Source organism: Paenibacillus sp. WG02 (assembly GCF_055396115.1).
Genome location: NZ_AP036016.1, coordinates 5,171,484 through 5,190,706, shown reverse-complemented (window position 1 = coordinate 5,190,706; position 19,223 = coordinate 5,171,484). Strand labels below are relative to the sequence as shown.

The 19,223-nt window shown below is 43.8% G+C and carries 25 protein-coding genes; 24 read left to right on the top strand and 1 reads right to left on the bottom strand.

From position 1 onward, the window contains the following. Positions 1 to 14 precede the first annotated feature (14 nt). Positions 15 to 854: a polysaccharide deacetylase family protein gene (locus ACBP55_RS23715; protein WP_464645393.1), complete on the bottom strand. Its 840-nt coding sequence runs from the start codon at positions 852 to 854 to the stop codon at positions 15 to 17. Between the two features lie 167 nt (positions 855 to 1,021). Between ACBP55_RS23715 and ACBP55_RS23710 the strand changes: the two genes are divergently transcribed. The 24 genes from ACBP55_RS23710 (at position 1,022) to ACBP55_RS23595 (ending at position 19,221) form a co-directional block, all read left to right on the top strand. Next, on the top strand, positions 1,022 to 1,333 hold the full coding sequence (locus tag ACBP55_RS23710; protein ID WP_173184508.1) for a hypothetical protein: 312 nt from the start codon (positions 1,022 to 1,024) through the stop codon (positions 1,331 to 1,333). 247 nt (positions 1,334 to 1,580) lie between these two features. Beyond that, entirely contained in the window at positions 1,581 to 2,186 is a 606-nt protein-coding gene (locus ACBP55_RS23705) for a genetic competence negative regulator (RefSeq protein WP_029192986.1), read from the top strand. Positions 2,187 to 2,317: 131 nt separating this feature from the next. Then, the gene (locus ACBP55_RS23700) at positions 2,318 to 3,820 is read left to right on the top strand and encodes a DnaB-like helicase C-terminal domain-containing protein (protein WP_464645390.1); all 1,503 of its coding nucleotides are present in this window, start codon (positions 2,318 to 2,320) and stop codon (positions 3,818 to 3,820) included. A gap of 106 nt (positions 3,821 to 3,926) precedes the next feature. After that, positions 3,927 to 4,622 carry a glutamic-type intramembrane protease PrsW gene (prsW, locus tag ACBP55_RS23695; RefSeq protein WP_464645388.1) on the top strand — a complete coding sequence of 232 codons (696 nt, stop codon included), beginning with the start codon at positions 3,927 to 3,929 and terminating at the stop codon, positions 4,620 to 4,622. 70 nt (positions 4,623 to 4,692) lie between these two features. After that, positions 4,693 to 4,848 (top strand): hypothetical protein, encoded by a 156-nt coding sequence (locus ACBP55_RS23690; RefSeq protein WP_162257309.1) that lies wholly within the window; start codon positions 4,693 to 4,695, stop codon positions 4,846 to 4,848. 108 nt (positions 4,849 to 4,956) lie between these two features. Then, positions 4,957 to 6,330, top strand: coding sequence for a germination protein YpeB (gene ypeB / locus ACBP55_RS23685; RefSeq protein ID WP_464645386.1), 1,374 nt, complete (start codon positions 4,957 to 4,959; stop codon positions 6,328 to 6,330). A gap of 104 nt (positions 6,331 to 6,434) precedes the next feature. Next, complete coding sequence (locus tag ACBP55_RS23680; protein ID WP_464645385.1) at positions 6,435 to 7,088, top strand: flagellar brake protein; 654 nt, start codon at positions 6,435 to 6,437, stop codon at positions 7,086 to 7,088. A 68-nt stretch (positions 7,089 to 7,156) separates the two neighbouring features. After that, on the top strand, positions 7,157 to 7,381 hold the full coding sequence (locus tag ACBP55_RS23675; protein WP_464645384.1) for a hypothetical protein: 225 nt from the start codon (positions 7,157 to 7,159) through the stop codon (positions 7,379 to 7,381). A 139-nt stretch (positions 7,382 to 7,520) separates the two neighbouring features. Then, a complete protein-coding gene (gene cmk, locus ACBP55_RS23670; RefSeq protein ID WP_464645382.1) occupies positions 7,521 to 8,204 on the top strand; it encodes a (d)CMP kinase in 684 nt (227 codons plus the stop codon). 1 nt (position 8,205) lies between these two features. After that, positions 8,206 to 8,787 (top strand): lysophospholipid acyltransferase family protein, encoded by a 582-nt coding sequence (locus ACBP55_RS23665; protein WP_173184526.1) that lies wholly within the window; start codon positions 8,206 to 8,208, stop codon positions 8,785 to 8,787. Between the two features lie 151 nt (positions 8,788 to 8,938). Then, positions 8,939 to 10,243 (top strand): 30S ribosomal protein S1, encoded by a 1,305-nt coding sequence (rpsA, locus tag ACBP55_RS23660; RefSeq protein ID WP_464645379.1) that lies wholly within the window; start codon positions 8,939 to 8,941, stop codon positions 10,241 to 10,243. Positions 10,244 to 10,272: 29 nt separating this feature from the next. Continuing rightward, a complete protein-coding gene (gene fni / locus ACBP55_RS23655) occupies positions 10,273 to 11,331 on the top strand; it encodes a type 2 isopentenyl-diphosphate Delta-isomerase (protein ID WP_464645377.1) in 1,059 nt (352 codons plus the stop codon). Between the two features lie 129 nt (positions 11,332 to 11,460). Beyond that, the gene (locus ACBP55_RS23650; protein ID WP_464645375.1) at positions 11,461 to 12,087 is read left to right on the top strand and encodes a YphA family membrane protein; all 627 of its coding nucleotides are present in this window, start codon (positions 11,461 to 11,463) and stop codon (positions 12,085 to 12,087) included. Next, on the top strand, positions 12,087 to 12,992 hold the full coding sequence (locus ACBP55_RS23645; protein WP_464645373.1) for a YIEGIA family protein: 906 nt from the start codon (positions 12,087 to 12,089) through the stop codon (positions 12,990 to 12,992). The genes ACBP55_RS23650 and ACBP55_RS23645 overlap by 1 nt, the downstream gene beginning before the upstream one ends. 6 nt (positions 12,993 to 12,998) lie before the next feature. Then, on the top strand, positions 12,999 to 13,178 hold the full coding sequence (locus ACBP55_RS23640) for a capping complex subunit for YIEGIA (protein ID WP_029192998.1): 180 nt from the start codon (positions 12,999 to 13,001) through the stop codon (positions 13,176 to 13,178). 130 nt (positions 13,179 to 13,308) lie between these two features. Further along, the gene (der, locus tag ACBP55_RS23635; RefSeq protein WP_464645371.1) at positions 13,309 to 14,634 is read left to right on the top strand and encodes a ribosome biogenesis GTPase Der; all 1,326 of its coding nucleotides are present in this window, start codon (positions 13,309 to 13,311) and stop codon (positions 14,632 to 14,634) included. Positions 14,635 to 14,647: 13 nt separating this feature from the next. Next, positions 14,648 to 15,250 carry a glycerol-3-phosphate 1-O-acyltransferase PlsY gene (gene plsY, locus ACBP55_RS23630; RefSeq protein ID WP_464645370.1) on the top strand — a complete coding sequence of 201 codons (603 nt, stop codon included), beginning with the start codon at positions 14,648 to 14,650 and terminating at the stop codon, positions 15,248 to 15,250. 203 nt (positions 15,251 to 15,453) lie between these two features. After that, positions 15,454 to 16,497 (top strand): NAD(P)H-dependent glycerol-3-phosphate dehydrogenase, encoded by a 1,044-nt coding sequence (locus ACBP55_RS23625; protein WP_464645368.1) that lies wholly within the window; start codon positions 15,454 to 15,456, stop codon positions 16,495 to 16,497. Between the two features lie 77 nt (positions 16,498 to 16,574). Further along, positions 16,575 to 16,856 (top strand): stage VI sporulation protein F, encoded by a 282-nt coding sequence (locus ACBP55_RS23620; protein ID WP_029193002.1) that lies wholly within the window; start codon positions 16,575 to 16,577, stop codon positions 16,854 to 16,856. Between the two features lie 103 nt (positions 16,857 to 16,959). Further along, positions 16,960 to 17,139, top strand: coding sequence for a DUF2768 family protein (locus ACBP55_RS23615; RefSeq protein ID WP_029193003.1), 180 nt, complete (start codon positions 16,960 to 16,962; stop codon positions 17,137 to 17,139). A gap of 21 nt (positions 17,140 to 17,160) precedes the next feature. Continuing rightward, complete coding sequence (locus tag ACBP55_RS23610; protein ID WP_464645365.1) at positions 17,161 to 17,454, top strand: 2Fe-2S iron-sulfur cluster-binding protein; 294 nt, start codon at positions 17,161 to 17,163, stop codon at positions 17,452 to 17,454. A gap of 27 nt (positions 17,455 to 17,481) precedes the next feature. Then, on the top strand, positions 17,482 to 18,069 hold the full coding sequence (locus ACBP55_RS23605; protein WP_464645363.1) for a nucleotidyltransferase family protein: 588 nt from the start codon (positions 17,482 to 17,484) through the stop codon (positions 18,067 to 18,069). 31 nt (positions 18,070 to 18,100) lie between these two features. Then, positions 18,101 to 18,448: a 2Fe-2S iron-sulfur cluster-binding protein gene (locus ACBP55_RS23600; RefSeq protein WP_029193005.1), complete on the top strand. Its 348-nt coding sequence runs from the start codon at positions 18,101 to 18,103 to the stop codon at positions 18,446 to 18,448. A 23-nt stretch (positions 18,449 to 18,471) separates the two neighbouring features. Continuing rightward, positions 18,472 to 19,221, top strand: a complete 750-nt coding sequence (locus tag ACBP55_RS23595; RefSeq protein ID WP_268615745.1) for a hypothetical protein — start codon at positions 18,472 to 18,474, stop codon at positions 19,219 to 19,221. The last annotated feature ends 2 nt before the right edge of the window (positions 19,222 to 19,223 follow it).

Genomic DNA, 19,223 nt, shown 5'->3' with positions numbered 1-19,223 from the left:
GCAAGGCTCTTTTATCATTTCATTTCAAGCTCAATGGCATTCGGATCAACGAAGGAATATCCCTTTTCCTCGAGTTGGGTAAGAAGTGTGTCTAGAGCTTTCACTGTCCAAGGCAGCTCGTGCATCAAAATATTACTGCCGTCATGCAATTGTTTCATCACGTTTTCGATCACTTTACCGGAATCGTTATTTTTATTGGTCATATCCCAGTCTAATGAACCGTTGGACCATGTCATATAAAGCATCTTATTGTCTTTCACTTTGGTTTTCAAATAGTCATTGCCCGAACCATAAGGAGGTCTGAAAAAAACAGGCGATTGTCCAGTTAATTCTTTTACTATTTTTTGGACATCATCCACTTGCTGGTCAATCTTTTCATTGGTCATGCTTTTCAAGTTATCGTGGTCCCAGGCATGATTGCCAATGATATTCCCGCTGCTATAAAGGAGTTTGACAAGTTCGGGCTTTTGTTTGATACGGTATCCATTCAAGAAGAAGATTGCCTTGGCATTATGTTTTTTTAGGATGTCGATTAATGCCTGGTTCATGGCTTGTTCCTTCGGACCGTCATCAAAGGTTAAAAGTACGATCTTTTTGTTTCCAGTGGGATCGTTTGGCACAATATCATAGTTTTTATTCATATGATATGCTTTTTTTACAACTTCAGGAGCTGGTGTTGACGCTGTTGGAGTTGGAGTTGAAACGGGTGTCGCTGTAGGTGTTGGACTCGGTGAAATAGTCGCGACAGCTGCTGGTGTAGAGTTAGTTGTTGCGGCGGGACTTGTTTGGTTTGCACTGCAGGCAGCTAATAAGATCATGACACTCATCATTAGTACACTGGCTTTTTTGTTCATTATCCTTCGTTCTCCTCAGGTCATTATACTTGTAGGTCCATTCCTATAGTACCACATTTCGCAGCAAACTTATCTCCTTTGTTTTCCTCTCACTCCTAACGTATGCCCTCTTAGAAACTCGCACAACCTATGAAGGATTCATACTACTTGACATGGAGGGAGACCCAATGAAGATAGGTACATTTTTACTCGGCGGTATTGCTGGTGCGGCGGCGGTTATATATCTCAATCGTAAAAGTAAATCCATGTTGTTCTCAGCTTTCAGTTCGTCCAGTGAATCGATGGGTAAAGTTGTTGATAAAGCAAAGGACTCGTTGGTGAACAAATCATTTGGAAATTCGTCAGCCAAAAGTTTCTCGACTTCAAACTCGAATGGCCTGAATCAAGTGGAAAAAATAGTGAAAGAAGATCCTCAATTGAAAGCAACAGTAAATGAAATCATGCGTGAAAATAAAGAAAGTTCATCAACTATCCAATGAACATAAGTATGAAGCACAGTCCGGCATACCCAAGGTGCCGGCTGTGCTTTTCTTTTTATACATAACTTGCGCGTGCAATTGCACGCAATTAATGTTAACATGATAGGTGAAAACGAAAGAAGGATGCATGTCCATTTTCGTTCTCAAAGGTTCACCTTTTTCTTTTTTTATCATATTCTGTTTTAATAAGATGACCATGCTTTCGATGCAAGCTTTCCAGTCGGAAGGCTCAAAGGAGGATCCTATCATGAAAATAGAACGCTTAAGTCAGGATAAGATACGGATTTTCCTAACATTCGATGACTTAACTGAACGCGGAATTCAAAAGGACGACATGTGGAGAGAAATTCCCAAAGTACACGAATTATTTAGTGAAATGATGGATCAAGCCTATTCCGAGCTCGGATTTGACCCGTCCGGCCCGCTTGCTGTTGAGGTGTTTGCACTTCCAGCACAAGGAATGGTCGTTATTGTGACCAGAGGGAAGCTTGATTTGTATGCAAACTCAGATGCATATGACGATCACGAAGCTGAAGAAGTGTACGAAATGGAAGTAACGCTAGAACAAAGCGATTTAGTCTCCTATGCTTTCCGTGATTTTGAAGACCTGGTGCGTGTATCCAAAGTAATTAATCCCCTTCTCATGGAAGGCGGTACCCTTTATTCCTACAAAGGGAAATATATTTTACAGCTCGAGCCTGTTGACCTCGAAGAAACGAAATATCAAGCGTTAATTGCTGTCTTATCTGAATTCGGCGAAGCCGCTTCCGTTACGCAAGCAGTGCTTGAAGAGTATGGGAAGACAATCATTGCAGATGATGCCGTTAAGGTGCTCTGCCGTCATTTCAAATAAGGTCATCTTCCTTACTTTTTAATGAAGAATGAAACAAGCATTTCCAAAAACGATTGTTTTTGCAGATGCTTGTTTTGTTGGTTAATCGTGATTATTTATCAACGTGCGAGAAGATATCGGGGGAGTCCTAGATGACTAGCATAGATCGCAAACGGCTGGCGCCTACTCTGGCTGCTGTTGATTTGGACGGGTTATTGACCTATTACCAAAAACAGCTCCGTGAGGAGGCTTATTTCTATTTACAAAAAAGAGGAATAACAGAAGAAACGGTATTACAGTACCGTATCGGCTTTGAAATTGGCAAGATAGGATTCTATGTTGATCAGAATCAGCTAGGTGATTACTTCGAGCATAGGGTTATTGTTCCAATTCGGAACTATGACGGCGAAATTGTCGACTTAATCGGACGCTCGATTGACAATAGAGAACCGAAATATAAACCCTTGTATGGTTTAGATCAGTATCTCTTTAATTACACAGCACTTGAAGATACAGATGAAGTAGTTCTTTGTAACGGGATTTTCGATGTCCTGACATTATCTCAGGCCAAAATGCCAGCTGTTTGTGTCCCTGATAACGGTATGTTTAAAGAACAACATTTATCACTATTTGCTGGTAAACGGGTTTATATTTGCATGGGGAATGACGAGACCGGAAGAAGGGATTCTACACGAATAGAAGCCTTATTCAGGGAACAAGGCAATGAGACATTTATCATAAATTTGCCTGAAACCATTCGGGATATTAACGATTTGTTCATAAGAGCTCAGAATCCAGTTGAGACATTTCTCGCAATAGTTAATAAAACCGTTGAGGAAACAATGCTGGCCCCTGTAGCTCCAGATATCAAAAATAGCACCGTTTATTTAGAAGAATATATGAAACGCTTCCGCGGTCAAGTCGCTAGTATTCGTACTGGCTTTGCCAAGCTGGATCTATTACTTTTCGGCGGCTTTGGGAATGGCTTGTATTTACTGGCAGGTTCAGGCTCCATTGGCAAGAGCATGCTGCTTAAACAAATGGCTGATGAACTTGCTTTTCAGCAGAACCCAGTCATTTTTGTATCATGGGACATGACGAATTTCGAACTTTGGGCACGCAGCATTGCAAGGATTATTGGTATAGCTCCACAGAAAGTACTCGGGGGCAAAGTTGATCCCGAACAGGTAGCAGAAGCTAACAAGCAGTATGTGAAAATTAGTAAAATGCTTTGGATGCTTGAATGTTCGATAGATACAACGCTTGATCAAGTTGCCGCTTCTATTGAACGGATTGCTGCTGTTGTCGGCAAAGAACCTGTTATTTTCATTGATCACTTGCAGCGAATTCCTGCAGCTAAAGGGGCAACACCGCTAACTTGGGAGCAGCAGCAGGCTGCGATCGCCTATACGCTTAAACAATGGTCCAGAGAATGGAATTGCCCTATTATCGCAGCTACAGCTCTAGAGTTTGGCCAAGATAACGTGCCTGACAATGTGCAAGCTTCGGCCGATGTAGTCATGATTATGCAGCCTAATGAAACAGAAGAGGACCAACCGCAGTCGATATCGCTTGTATTGAAGAAGAACCGAAATGGCACAATAGGGAATATCCCACTCATTTTCCACAATGATCGTGCGTTGTTTACGGAGTAAGACATAGAAAAATCATCCGAAAATGACTATAATGGTCATATTACGTATGGAATCGGATATCGCTTTGTTATTCTACAAGGTAGTGAACAAAAAGGGGGAGCTGCATTTGCAAATTCTGCCGATCATTATGGCAGCCATAGCGCCAGGTCTCTCATTGCTAACGTACTTTTATTTGAAGGACCGATACGAAACGGAACCGATTCATCTAGTTATTCGAATGTTTTTGTTCGGTGTTCTGCTTGTTTACCCTACGATGGTACTGCAGAATTCGTTGATTGAAGAGTTTGGAAAGGGGACGTTTTTCTCGGCCTTTTTCCTATCTGGTGGCATTGAAGAGTTTATGAAATGGTTTATCCTCTATCATTTGATCTTTAGGCATGAAGCCTTTGATGAACCTTATGACGGAATTGTGTATGCAGTAGCCGTAAGCTTAGGTTATGCGACTTTGGAAAATATCATTTATGCTTTCCTTAATGCCTCATCTTTCTCTGCACTGATGATTCGCGCTCTATTGCCTGTTTCAGCGCATGCTTTGTTCGGTGTCATGATGGGTTACTATTTGGGTAAGGCTAAATTCATTCCGCACAAAGCGCGAAGGTATTTGTGGATTTCCTTGCTGCTGCCTATTTTGTGGCATGGATTGTTTGATTATATTTTGCTTTTATTCAAAATGAACTGGATTTGGATCATGATTCCAGTCATGTCTTTTCTATGGATTCGTACGATTTGGCGGGTTGATCGTGCTAATGCTCATTCCCCATTACGCATCGCGACAGCCGAGGAGAAGATTAAAGTGAGCTAAAATAGGTCATAATGGACTGTATAGATGGCGATTCCAAGCTGTAAGCTTCGGAACGACCGGGAGGGTGTACATGTCCACGACAAGAGTCAAAGTAAAGATCCGCTGCCGATTATGCGGTGAAAAGTTTGTGCTGAAAGGCAAGAAAGAAAAAGGGAAAATTGAAACGGGATTCCGTCAATGCATTTGCAGCAATGAGCAAGACTTTGAAGTAGAGACCGAAGATTAGCGGGGGCCATTCTTTTAAGAATTGGCCTCTTTTTGTTGTCAATCTTGTATAAACCTGTCTCCCCACGTAAAAACTAAGCGCAAGTTTGGGTACGAAAGGAGCAGTCGCGTGTATAAAAGATTAAGTGTTGTCATGTTTCCATTTCTCTTGCTTGCCTTGATTGGTGCTTCAGTGTGGGGATATTTGGAACACCAAGAGAAGAATACGATTTTGATCAAAGCAGAAAATCAGTATCAACGTGCGTTCCATGATCTTTCTTTCCATGTGGATAAGCTTCATACTGAGCTTGGCAATACGTTGGCTGTTAACGCAACTTCAGAGCCTTCCTACCGAAAGGGATTGGTGAATGTATGGCGGTTAACGAGCCAAGCGCAAAGCGATATTACGCAGCTGCCGCTAACCCTGCTGCCATTTAATAAAACGGAAGATTTCTTAGCAAATATGGCTAATTTCTCTTACCGAATGTCCGTACGCGACATGACGAAGCAGCCTCTAAATGAGCAAGAAATAAAAACGTTGAGCGCTCTTTACGATCATTCCTCGGAGATAACAAAGGAAATACGCGGTGTTCAGGATAAGGTATTGTCCAAAAACCTGCGATGGATGGACGTCGAGGTCGCCCTAGCTTCTAAAAATGAACCACATGATAATGCGATCATTGATGGCTTTTCAACCGTTGACAAAAAAGTTGGAGCCTACGAGGAGCTAAACTGGGGACCAGGAAATTTAAGCATATTTTCCAGAAATGATGTTAGTGCCTTGTCAGGAAATGACATGACGGCTGATCAAATTAAACAAAAAGCAGCTCAATTTCTGGGAGTCAATGATACAGCCAATATGAAAGTAATTGAGAATGGCGGCAGCTCGCCAGAATATCAAAGCTTTAGCGTTGTAGTTCCAGGCGGAGACGGCAGTGAAAATGATATTCAGATGGATTTCACAAAAAAAGGCGGTCACCTCATTTATTTTATGAAGCCACGAACCGTTAAAGAATCCAAGTTTGATCTTAGACAAGCGCGAGATATTGCTAATGAGTTCTTAGATCAACACGAATATAAAGATATGAGCGCAGTAAGCTATGATCAATATCAAAATATCGCTAACATTATTTTTGCTAAACGAGAAAAGGATGTTACGATTTATCCTCAGCAGGCTAGTGTTAAAGTAGCTTTGGACACCCTTGAAGTCATTGGTGTGCAGGCAACCGACTATATTTATGGTCAAAAACAGCGAACAGTTGGTCAGCCTAAGATGACTGCAGCCGAAGCGCGAAAGCAGCTTAACCCGAAAATGGAAGTAACTGGGGAGTCTTTGGCGATCATTAAAAATGAATTAGACGAAGAAGTGCTTTGTCATGAATTTATCGGGAAGATGAACAACAATATTTATCGTGTCTATATGAATAGTGAGAATGGCACGCAAGAGAAAATTGAGACCATTCGCCCTGAACAGGCAGAAGCAGCAGCTGCTGGGAAGAAATAATCATAGAGAAGAAGCGGGTTCAATCCTAGCTTCTTTTTTTTTGCTATCATAATTAATAGAGCATTGGTATAATTAGGACATATTACGTCTCGGAGGTGCAGAAATTGCTTCCTAAAGTCAACCAGATCTTACATATGCAAGTGAACAGCATCGACGATGAAGAGTCCAAAATTGAATACAAGTCAAGAATTGCTGACGTGACGGATCATGTGATCGCCATTGAGCTCCCGCTGAATGAGAAAACAGGCCGACTCAAGAAGCTTTATCAAGGTGATGAATTAAGCACATTCTTTTTAGGTCAAGGCGGAGTGAAGCACTACTTCACAACTTCCGTGACTGGTTTCAGAGAAGATGTGATTCGCTTAGTGGAACTGCGTAAACCAGAGCCTGAAGCCATTACGCAAGTTCAACGCAGAAGTTTTCTAAGGGTACTGGCGGAACTTGAAATTGCCGTTAAATTGTCAGATCAAATTCAATTCATTGGCGTGACGGAAGATGTCGGCGGCGGCGGGATTTCGTTTATTTGTGAAGGACATATCCCAATCGGAATGAATGCCATTATCTCATGTTGGGTTCTTGCTCCATTCAAGAATGGTAATATTGAGCATATTCCGTTTACTGGCGAGGTTGTCCGCGTTAAACAGCTCGAGTCTGGCAAGCAATTGGCTATGATCAGATTTACGGATATAGCCGATCGTGAACGTCAGAAACTAATTCGCTTTTGCTTTGAGAGACAAATGGATTTCCGTAAACGATAACGCATGAGATTTCACCTGCAAGGGCATACTACCAAGCAATATGTCAATGTGAGCAGGTGGGGCATCTCATGTCAAAGGATCGGGAAAATAAGTCATACGAGCAGCTGTTTATCCTCTTTTCTGCAAAGGTAGAGAAGGTGATCATTCGGACAACGCTCGTATTTTTCGTTTTACTTATATGTGTTCAGGCGATGCTTCAAATTCCCTACATACGTAAGCATTTTACACGTGTTGAACCCCTAGAGGGCAAGCCCTATATTTGGCCTCAAAATGGGAAGGGAGAGCGCACTTAAGCATATCTAAACGTAATCTAATATACGTCCAAGTTTTGCATATGCCTTTTTAATGTGCTATAATTTCAATTAATTAGCAGGCAGTGCCTGCTTTTTTGTTCGTAAGGTACTGTGAGGTATTGTTGGGAGGAACAGCAGCTTGGAAAAGTTCAATATTGCCATTGATGGTCCTGCTGGAGCCGGTAAAAGCACCATTGCGCGGCTAGTTGCTAGGGCACTTGGTTTCGTTTACGTGGATACAGGAGCCATGTATCGGGCAGTAACGTGGAAAGTACAACAAGAAGGGCTGCTACCTGATCAAGAACTAGAAGTGGCTGCCTTGGCGAATCGCATGCAGATTGAGCTCATTCCTCGCGAGGAAGGACAACAGGTTATCGTTGACGGCGTCGATGTGACCAAAGAAATCCGAACGACAGCCATAACGGATCATGTATCCCAAATCGCTAGCTACGGAGCTATACGCCAGCTCCTGGTTACACTTCAGAAGCAAATGGCCATAACCAAAGGCGTAGTCATGGATGGCCGCGATATTGGCACTCATGTTATGCCGGATGCTGAAATTAAAGTATTTCTGACAGCTAGCGTAAAGGAAAGAGCAGAGCGTCGATTCAAAGAGATGCAAATTAGCGGGACTTGCACCCTTACGCTCTCTGAACTTGAACAGGACATTGCCCGACGCGATCAACTGGACCAGGATAGAGAGATCTCACCGCTTAGACGAGCTCATGATGCTGTTCTAATGGACAGTACTTCAATGACCATTGAAGAAGTTGTGGACGAAATCCTTGGGCTTTGCAAAGACAAAGTCGGAGGTGGCAAATAAGATGCTTTATCGCATCGGCAGGGCTTTATTTCGTTTTGTTTTTACTTTGTTTTTCCGCATGCGGGCTTTAGGTATGGAGAATGTTCCTACACACGGAGCGGTTGTGCTTTGCGGAAATCATACCAGTTTGCTAGACCCGCCATTGTTAGGAACTCCGCTTAAGCGTATGGTTCATTTCATGGCAAAGGCAGAACTGTTTGATATCCCTGTTCTGGGTTCCATTATTTCTAAAGTAGGCGCTTTTCCTGTAAAACGCGGTGGCGTTAGCAGAGAATCGATCCGACTTGCGGTACAATTGCTTCGCGATGGTAACATGTTGGGTGTTTTCCCAGAAGGATCGCGAAACAATGCAGGTGGGATGGGCAAGAAGGGCGCAGCCAGTCTTGCACTTAAATCTGGAGCTTCCGTAGTTCCTGTGGCTATTATAGGCAATTATTCCTTATTCCGCCGCATGACAATTGTATATGGAAAACCGCTTGACCTAAGTGCTTATGCAGGAGCAAGCTCCGAAGATTTGGAGCAAGCAACAGAAGCCATTATGAAAGAAATTCGCCGATTACATACTGCTTATAGCAAAGGTTAACAAGGATGTATGGAATCGAAAGCTTGGAATTATACTATCTTTAATGCGAATGGTAGTTATTGTTTTGTTTGAAACAGAGTAGAAGCTTACAATACTGCTTTGTGACTTATAAATTATTTATTGTTGGTTGTAATAAGAGGAGGCTAATCTCATGTCAGATGAAGTAAAAGTTGAAGATCAAACGCAAGAAGTACAAGAAGCACAAGAAACAGCCGTATCGCAAGCAGAAGCTGAGCACGCTCTTAACAATGTTGCTGTGCTGAAGAAAGGCGCTACCGTTAAAGGCAAAATCGTTAAGGTAGACGCAGATCAAGCCTTCGTGGATATCGGTTACAAATACGATGGTGTTATCCCAGTTCGCGAACTTTCTTCCGATGCAGAAGCAACTTTGCTTGGACAAGAAGTTGAATTGAAAGTTGTGTCAATCAACGATGCGAAAGAAACATTGGTTCTTTCCAAACGTGTTGTTGACAACAGCAAAGTATGGGAGTCACTGCAAGGTCAGCTGGATAGCAAAGAAATCATTGAAGCTACTGTAGCTGAAGTTGTAAAAGGTGGCCTTGTTGTGGATATTGGCGTACGTGGATTCGTACCTGCTTCCATGGTTGAGCGTCAATTCGTTGAAGATTTCTCCGCTTACAAAGGCCGCACATTGCGTCTTCGTGTAAAAGAAATCGATCGCGAGAAAAACAAAGTCATTCTTTCCCAAAAAGATGTTCTGGATGAAGAGTTCGAAGCTAACAAAAAGAAAATCATCGTAGGACTTCAAGTGGGTCAAGTACTGGAAGGTACTGTTCAACGCTTGACACAATTTGGTGCGTTTATTGATATCGGTGGTATCGACGGACTTGTACACATTTCCGAGCTGGCTTGGCACCATGTAGAACAAGCTTCTGACGTAGTTAAAGAAGGCGATAAAGTAAAGGTGCAAATCCTTAAGCTTGATCCTTCCAATGATAAAATCAGCTTGAGCATCAAAGCTACACAAGCAGGCCCATGGGCGAGTGTGGAGAATGAATTCAAAGCAGGCGATATCGTAACAGGTACAGTGAAACGTCTTGCAGCTTTCGGCGCATTCGTTGAAGTAGCTCCTGGTGTTGAAGGTCTTGTGCATATTTCCCAAATTGCCCACCGTCACATCGGTACTCCGCACGAAGTATTGAAAGAAGGCCAAGAAGTTCAAGTGAAAATCTTGGAAATCAATACGGCTGAGAAACGTGTTAGCTTAAGCATTAAAGATACAGAGGAAACTCCTGAAGCTCCAGCCGGTGCAGCCGCTCCTTCTGCTTCTAAACCAGATAGAGAAAGACAACCAAGAGGCGATCGTGACCGCGGAAACAGCGCAAGTCACCAAAAAGAGATTGCTGGCAATGAGAACGTGTCCTTGAGCAATCAAGGTCTGTCCATGACTCTTGGCGAGCGTTTTGGCGATAAACTTGCCAAATTCAAAAAGTAAATGATACGACGCTTAGGGGGACCATAAGAATGCGCATCTCACGCAAAATGGAGCATGTCCATTACGCGCTGGAGCTTGGTCAATCACGGCAGCAAGGGCTGTCGGATATCAAGCTTGTGCATAACTGTCTGCCTGAGACTTCGACGGATCATATAGCATTAACTACAGAAATCGGCGATCTCATTATGAGTTCGCCGATTTTAATTAATGCAATGACGGGCGGCGCTCAGGAGACAGAAAGCATAAACCGCGATTTAGCCATCTTGGCAAGGGAAAAGGGCATGGCTATGGCCGTTGGCTCCCAGATGTCAGCAATTAAAAACAGCGAGGTTGCATCGAGCTATCAAGTTGTTCGCCGCGAAAATCCAAAAGGGATTGTGTTCGCGAATTTAGGCAGTGAGGCGACCATTGAGCAAGCGCTCCGTGCCGTTGATATGATTGAAGCGAATGCGCTTCAAATTCATTTGAATGTCATGCAGGAGTTAATTATGCCCGAAGGAGATCGCAGCTTTGTCGGTATGTTAAGCCGCATTGAAGCGATTGTTCGGCATGTACAGGTACCTGTCATCGTGAAGGAAGTTGGCTTTGGTATCCTGAAGGACAACGCCAAACAATTGCAGAACATTGGTGTCCGCTTTTTGGATGTCGGCGGTCTGGGCGGCACGAATTTCGCCGCCATTGAGAATGCCAGACGTCCAGCGGCTTTGGAATGGTTGAACGATTGGGGCACTCCAACCAGCATTGCCTTGCTAGAAGCACTCTCCGTTTATCCGCGAGGCGGAGTTATTGCTTCTGGCGGTATTACGAACGCTTTGGAAGCGGCCAAAGCATTAACACTCGGAGCATCAGCGGTTGGCATGGCAGGCGCATTCCTGAGGGTTTTGCGCAGCGAGGGTGTCGATGCGCTCCACCATTTTGCTGATGATCTTCATCAAGGACTTATTCTTATTATGACAGCGCTAGGCGCTAATACGATTCAGGCATTAGGGAATTGTCCTGTAGTCATCATGGGTGAAACGGCAGAATGGTGCCGTGCAAGAGGGATTAACTTAACTTCATATGCAGAAAGAGCCAATTGGAGTAAATAATCGAAATATTGCCATACTATAGATCAGGCGGTGCTTCCCTCGTTAAGTTGGAGTGGAAGCCTGAAGATCCGCAGGCAGATCGGTGGCATACGCCACCTGATCGCCTATGCATGGTAGGGTGGTCCGATTATGAATGCCGGTTATTTGTCTCTAATTCTCCTTTGTATCACGTTGATCTTGTTCGCCAGCGGATGGAAAGAACTGTACATCAGAAGTATATCGCACAAAGGCATGCTTCTTTTTTTTGTCTTATGGATTGTCTTTTCCAGGTTTACCGTAACGATCCAGCATGTTCAAGTGGGGCTCGTTTATGTCTGGGTACTGATCATCAGTCTGGGTATTCTCTATAAGACACAAGGATTCATACATAAGCTTCATTTACTTTCTATCGGCCTACTATTAGGTTCCCTTCATTTCTTGTTGCAGCAGCTGCTTGAGATGGATCCCATACTCATTGTCCGCAACTCGGAGTGGGATACGGCTTTATTGCTTGCCGTTGTAGTTCTCGTTTTACAGCGCAGTGCATGGGAGCAGATCGCGGCACTCTCAATTGGCTACTTACTAGGCGACATGTACCAGGCGGGAATTCATCCAGTTGATGGCTACCATCACGTCGGTAAGGCAACTTTTCAAGACCAATGGTGGCTATCTGTTTTTGCGGCAAGAACGATGACCATCATTCTTCAATCCGCTTATAACGGCTGCCGAAATATCATTCGCAGCTGGATGGACCGAAGAGGAGGCTGGAAGAAGTAATGGATTGGTTTTATTCGCATCGTTATACGATCGGAATCGTTGTAGGTGTTATTTTTGGCATTTTGGCACGTCTGAATATGCTGAGAACGGACTACAGGCAATATCCGACCTATCCGCATGGTAAGATTATACATATTTCCCTGGGTGTCATCGCAGCAGCACTAGGAGCAGTAGCTGTCCCTGCTTTGCTGGATAAAAATTATACGGCGGTCACTTTCTTATCGCTAGCCGCCCAACAGTTTCGTGATGTGCGTAATATGGAAAGACAAAGTCTATCCAAGATCGATGAATTAGAGTTAGTTCCAAGAGGAGCGGCATATATTGAAGGGATAGCGATGGTGTTTGAGGGAAGAAATTATCTGGTTATTTTCTCAGCATTTCTTGCTTCTTTATTCAGTATTTTGTTTGCTTGGTATTGGGGGATCGTTGCCGGGATTGTGTCCATTTGGATAGCTAACTACTTTAAATCAGGTAACAATCTAGCAAAAATTTCAGACATTGAACCTGCCGATATTCGGATGGATGGCCCGGATCTTTACGTCGGTTCGGTATATATAATGAATGTTGGTCTTGCAGACAATCGTGAACAAATACTTGAACACGGGCTTGGCTTCTTAATCAAACCCAAAAATCGCAATTCTCGCGTAACATTAGCTCATTTAGGCCAACGACAAGCTATTCTTCATGATATATCAACCTTGTTTGGTGCTTATCGTGATGAAGGAGAGCCTTCTTTGCGTCCGATGGCTAAGCTGGATTTGAATACTGGCACATTAGCCGTTCTGCTCCTCCTACAGGAGAAAGATGCTGAGAAAACGTTTATTGCTCTTCATCGGGTACCCGTGTTGGAAAGTGCTGTTCGTATGCCGTCCGAAGCGGGTGTAAACAAAAAGAAGGAGGCCTAAATCAGGATGTCGCAAATCCTAGCTATTGTAACCTTGACGAAGGAACGAATAGGTGGAGGTGCTCCAATCTTCGTTGTGGATAAGGAAGACGACCTCCAAAAAGTCTCTTTCTCTCTAGAAAAGATATTGGATGCTAATGCTCACGATTTGAAAAATGGCACGATGATTCTGGTCAAGCATACCTGAGATAGTTGGTATGCCCGCATGATTCGTGCGGAGTCTCAAATGAGATTAGCCAAGTCGTGTCTTTTTTGTTATGATGTAAGTTGCGTATTTTTCCATGGCTGATCATGGAATTCGAAGGAGTGAATGAGTAGTGGCTAGACCTGTACTTGCAATTGTAGGCCGACCCAATGTCGGCAAGTCCACCATTTTCAATCGGATCGTAGGCGATCGGCTTGCGATTGTGGAAGATAAACCGGGTGTTACACGTGATCGATTATACGGCGTAGGTGAATGGCTCAATACGTCATTCAGTGTCATTGATACAGGCGGTATTGAAATTGATGGGGAAGATGCGATTCTCAAATCTGTTCGTATTCAAGCGGAACTTGCTATTGAAGAGGCGGACGTCATTGTTTTTATGGTGGATGCCAAAGCGGGTGTAACACCTTCAGATGAAGAAGTTGCCCAATTGTTATTCCGTTCCAAAAAACCGATCGTACTTGCTGTTAACAAAGTAGATAACCTTGCGCGTCAAGATGATATTTATGAGTTTTATTCTTTAGGCTTCGGCGATCCAGTCGGGATTTCAGGTTCCCACGGTATCGGGATCGGTGATTTACTTGAAGTCGTTTGCAACTTGTTTCCTGATAAAAAAGACGATGAATACGGCGAAGAGGTCATTAAATTTGCCCTAATCGGACGACCAAATGTCGGGAAATCTTCGATGACGAATGCCATTCTTGGAGAAGAACGGGTCATCGTTAGTGATGTGGCGGGAACAACGCGCGATGCCATCGATACGCCATTTGAACGGGATGGACAAAAGTTTGTTATTATTGATACGGCGGGAATGCGTAAAAGAGGCAAAGTCTACGAGAACACGGAGAAATATAGCGTCATGCGTGCCATGAAAGCAATTGAGCGTGCTGATGTTGTGCTCGTCGTAATCGATGGTCAAGAAGGCATTATCGATCAGGACAAGCATATTGCCGGATATGCGCATGAAGCAGGAAAAGCGATTGTGATTGTCGTAAATAAATGGGACATCGTCGATAAAGACGATAAAACGATGCAGCATTTTACGCAAACCATTCGTGATCATTTCTTGTTCTTAAGCTACGCTCCAATTGTTTTTGTTTCAGCCAAAACGACGCAGCGCTTGCACAAACTGTTGCCTGTTATTGTTCAGGTTGCTGAGAATCATTCCCTGCGCGTACAAACACATCTGCTTAATGATGTTGTTTCGGATGCAGTAGCCTACAATCCGCCTCCTACGGATAAAGGCAAACGCCTGCGTATTAACTATGTGACACAAGTTGCTGTTAAGCCTCCTGTCTTTGTGCTCTTCGTGAATGAGCCTGAGCTCATGCACTTTTCATATGAACGGTACTTGGATAACAAGATTCGTGCTGCCTTCGGTTTTGATGGAACACCGATTCGTATCTTAAGCCGTAGGAAATCATCGGACAAAGAATAGGAGATGTTGTGCATTGCTTTCGATAATAACAATTGTAGCGGGTTATTTATTAGGCTCCATAAGCTTTAGTTATTTATTCGGAAAATGGTTCAAAGGCATTGATATCCGTAAGCACGGTAGTGGCAATGCGGGGGCGACAAATACGCTTCGTGTTCTGGGTAAGGGGCCTGCCATTTTAGTTCTCTTGCTGGATGCCTTAAAAGGAGTTGCTGCCGTGTGGATTGGAACATGGGCAGTTCCTGGACCCGATGACATCTGGATACGTGTATTATGTGGACTCGCTGCCATCGTCGGGCATAATTGGCCGGTTTACTTCGGCTTCCGAGGCGGTAAAGGTATCGCGACAACCATCGGCGTTATGGCAACACTCTGCTTCATACCAACGTTAATTGCTGGTTTAACAGCAATCGTCATCATTGCGGTCACCAGATTCGTATCGCTCGGTTCCCTTATTCTAACAGCACTTTTACCTTTCCTTATTTGGGGGATGGATCGACCTTTGCCTATCTTGTGGATTAGCATTTTGCTGTGTGCGTTTGCCTTTATGCGTCATCGTACGAATATTGTGAAGCTCATTCAAGGTAAAGAGAACAAGCTAGGTCAGAAGAGGGCATAGCTAATCTCGTGATGCCAGTTTCTATGAAATCTCAATAATGCTTACGGTGTCTTTTTTGTTAAAGCAAAACTCAGGAATGCTTACATAGCCAGTTTTGCTAAAGCAAAACTCAGTAACGCTTACGAAGTAAGTTTTCTCACGAAAACTCAGTTAATGCTTACGAAGCCAGTTTTGCTAAAGCAAAACTTTTAGGAGGAGTAACCTTGTCAAACAAAGTATCGGTCCTAGTAGCAGGAAGTTGGGGGACGGCACTTGCCTCGGTACTGGCGGATAATGGGAAGCAAGTGCTTTTATGGTCTCGTAATGAGGATCAGGTTATAGAAATAAATGAAAAGCATCGCAACAGCCGCTTTCTTCAAGATGCGGAGCTATCGCCGCTCATTGTAGCGACTAACTCGCTGCAGGAGGCGGTAGAAGATGCTGATGCGATCATCATGGTCGTGCCTTCAACCGGCATGCGCGAGGTAGCATCGCGTATGCGTCCTTTTTTGAAGAAGGATGCATTAATCATTCACGCGACGAAAGGCTTTGAAATAGGGACGTTAAAGAGAATGACCGAAGTTCTTGCCGATGAGCTTCCTGACGTGGATGCCAAGCGGCTTGTTGTCCTATCCGGTCCGAGTCATGCAGAGGAAGTTATTCGCAAATACCCGACGACTGTCGTTGTCGCGGCCCAAGACTTGGGAGCGGCTGAAGCTGCACAGGATTTACTGATTAACTCCTACTTCCGTGTGTATACAAATCCAGATGTTACGGGCGTAGAGGTTGGGGGAGCGCTGAAGAACATTATTGGTCTAGGCGCTGGTTTGACAGATGGTCTAGGCTTTGGTGATAATGCGAAGGCTGCTCTTGTAACGAGAGGCTTAGCCGAGATTGCACGTTTGGGTACCGCAATGGGAGCCAATCCACTTACATTTGCTGGCTTAGCGGGGATTGGCGATTTGATTGCGACTTGTACGAGTCAACATAGCAGGAATTGGCGTGCCGGCAATAAGTTAGCGAAGGGAATACCCTTGGACGACGTGCTCAGAGAAATGGGAATGGTCGTAGAAGGCGTGAAAACAACGAAAGCTGCTTATGAGTTGTGCCGCAGATTTGATGTAACCATGCCAATTACAGATGAGTTATACAACGTTCTCTTCGATGGGAAGTCCCCGCAGCTAGCTGCACAAGATCTGATGGGGCGCGTCAGAACCCATGAGATCGAAGAAGTTGCCAGCGATTCAGCAACAAATGTGTTGAAGTAGCCTACACCACTTCCTTTCCGCATTCATAATATACCTTGGAAGATCCAGTCATTCAAAGGTATAGGGAGGCGGCACATTTGTCGAATAAGGATATCTCGAAAGACGTATTAAATGTGGTGAAAAAGAAAACAGGTAAATCCGTTACATCCAAAGATATTGAAAAAATAGCCAGTGGTGTGACACCTTCTACCCTGCAAAGTGAAACTCAACTTCGCCAACTCATCAAACAAGTTTCTAGTTTGGTGAACGTGAAGGTATCTGAAGAGACCATCAATGATATCGTTCAGGCGGTCAAAAGCAGTAAACTGGATTCCAATAATATGCAGCAATTAATGAACATGATGATGGGCAAGAAATAAAAAGCATGAAGGGGAGATCATTCCCCTTTATGCTTTTTTTCTCATCCTATGCTATACTTACTGGTGATCAATTTGAATGTTTCATACATAAGGAGTTAAGATTATGTCAAGTTTAGACAAAATGTGGGCTTCATTCGTGGCGATCGGACTCATGGTAGTCGCGTCATTATTAATTTCTTACGCAAGAACTCGAACCTCAGGAGCTCTTCGTGTTGTGTTATCCGTAATTGCTTTTTTCCTATTTATTCCGATTTTACTTTACATGCTGCTATCTTTGTTTTAGCAACCTGGAGGCGAGATATCGATGTTAGAATTGAAAACACGCAAAACTCAGAAAACGATAGAGCCGGTTACCGGATTAACGATTCTAGACCACGCGCTCAAAGAAGATTTAGATTGGGGATTTTCCTGTACACGGGGTACTTGCGCCAGATGCCGTTGTTATGTTGCTACTGGCCGCGAACTGTTGTCATTGCCTTCGGATGAAGAAGAGAGCCGTTTGGAGCCAGATGAGATCGAGCAGGGCTACCGGCTAGCTTGCCAGTCAGTAGTGAAGCAATCCGGTCATCTTTCCGTTACGCATAAGCCTTATTTCTAAAATTTCTGCCTGAAAGGTGTGGGCATCTTGGTCCTGCTGGAGCCGTTACTCCCAACGATTACAACCATCCATACACACTTATTGAAAGTTCCAGACGTACGATGGCTCATCGGTGGAAGCTGCGGACTGCTTTTTCAAAACGTAGATATTGGAAGAAGTCCAAGAGATCTGGACATTTATGTTGATGACAGCGATGTAACTGCTGTACATACTTCATTATTGGATTATTCTGTGGATGCACCGATTTATAGTGAAACCCCCATTTATGCTTCAATCCTAAGTCATTATCAAATAGATGGAAATGCAGTGGAAGTCGTTGGTGATTTCAGGGTGAATGCCCTGCATTCATCTTACCAGGTGGAAGCCTCTTATCTTTGGGAGAATCATAGCCATTCGGTCATGATCTACGAACAGGAAGTTAAAATGATGCCGTTAGCCCATGAACTCCTCTTTAATTTACTTCGCAATCGTCCTGATCGCTATGAAGCTATAGCCAGAACGATGAAAGCTTTTCCAGAGATGCATATGCAGGCGCTAAGTGATTTAATGCAAAGAAATCGCTGGGGAAGCGAGTTGGAGCGGAAATTGGAACGGTTGATAGATTCAAGCAATTAGCAGAAAGATAGCCTATCAGAAGGTGGACGCGATGAATGGATCAGAAGTACATTTTTGGCCCGATAATAAAAAAATAAGTGTCCGAGCGGGAACGACCTTGCTGGATGCAGGGCGCAAAGCTAAGGTTCACATACGTACCCGTTGTGATGGCAAGGCAGCTTGTCTTATGTGTAAGGTCAAGGTTGATGATCCTAGTGGCCTGGCACCTATGAATGTAAATGAACGGTTAAAGCTAGGCACTCAGGCTGATGAGGGCTTTCGACTTGCATGTCAAGCACGTGTGATTGGCTCTGTGCAGGTTACGGTGCCTGAAGATCCTCTTAAGGCTGCCATACGTGCCCAACTTGCGAGGCAAGCAGAGGAAGACGATTTATTTTAGATAAAAGATAGGATGATTATGTCGTGAAAATAGCTCGAAGCCTTTTACCTGGCAGTTGGGCAGGTATCATACTTAGTATAGTCTTGCTGCTCAGTGGTTGTGCTTATCCTAAGGAAATGCGCAAAGAGAATCAAATTAACCCGGCTGAGTTCATTACCGTTGTTCAGCAGGCCATAGATCTCTACCACGAAAAGAACGGCGTTCTTCCGATCAAGAATAGTGAGATGACAACACCCCTCTATGAGAAATATGTGATTGATTTTGGCAAATTGAAAAAAACGAATCTGTTGAGCACCGTTCCGGCAAACGCGTTCGAAAGCGGCGGCATTTTTATCTACGTGCTGGTCGATGTGGAGACAAAGCCATTAGTGAAGTTGATGGATATATCCGCTTATCAAAGTGTGGAGGACGTCCAGAAGAAGATCAATGATTACAAGGTAAAGCATGAGGGTAACCTGCCTCCGGGGATTGCTATTAATGAAGCTTTTGATTATGTAGATTTTGATAAGCTAGGCATGAAATCTCCCGAGATCAAGTCCGTTTACAATCGCAAAAATTTCATATCCTATTTGGTAAACAAGCAAACGGGTGATGTATCGATTGACTATGCGATGGACATGATGCAGCTTATCCAAAGCAATTCGTTAGAAAGCTCTTTGAAGTCAGATCAGGATTTGCGAGAGATTCTCGTAAATAAAACTTATTTCGTGCCTATACGAAGCAATCCGTATTTATGGCAAAATAATCAGCCCATGCCACAGAATAAACAATAGAC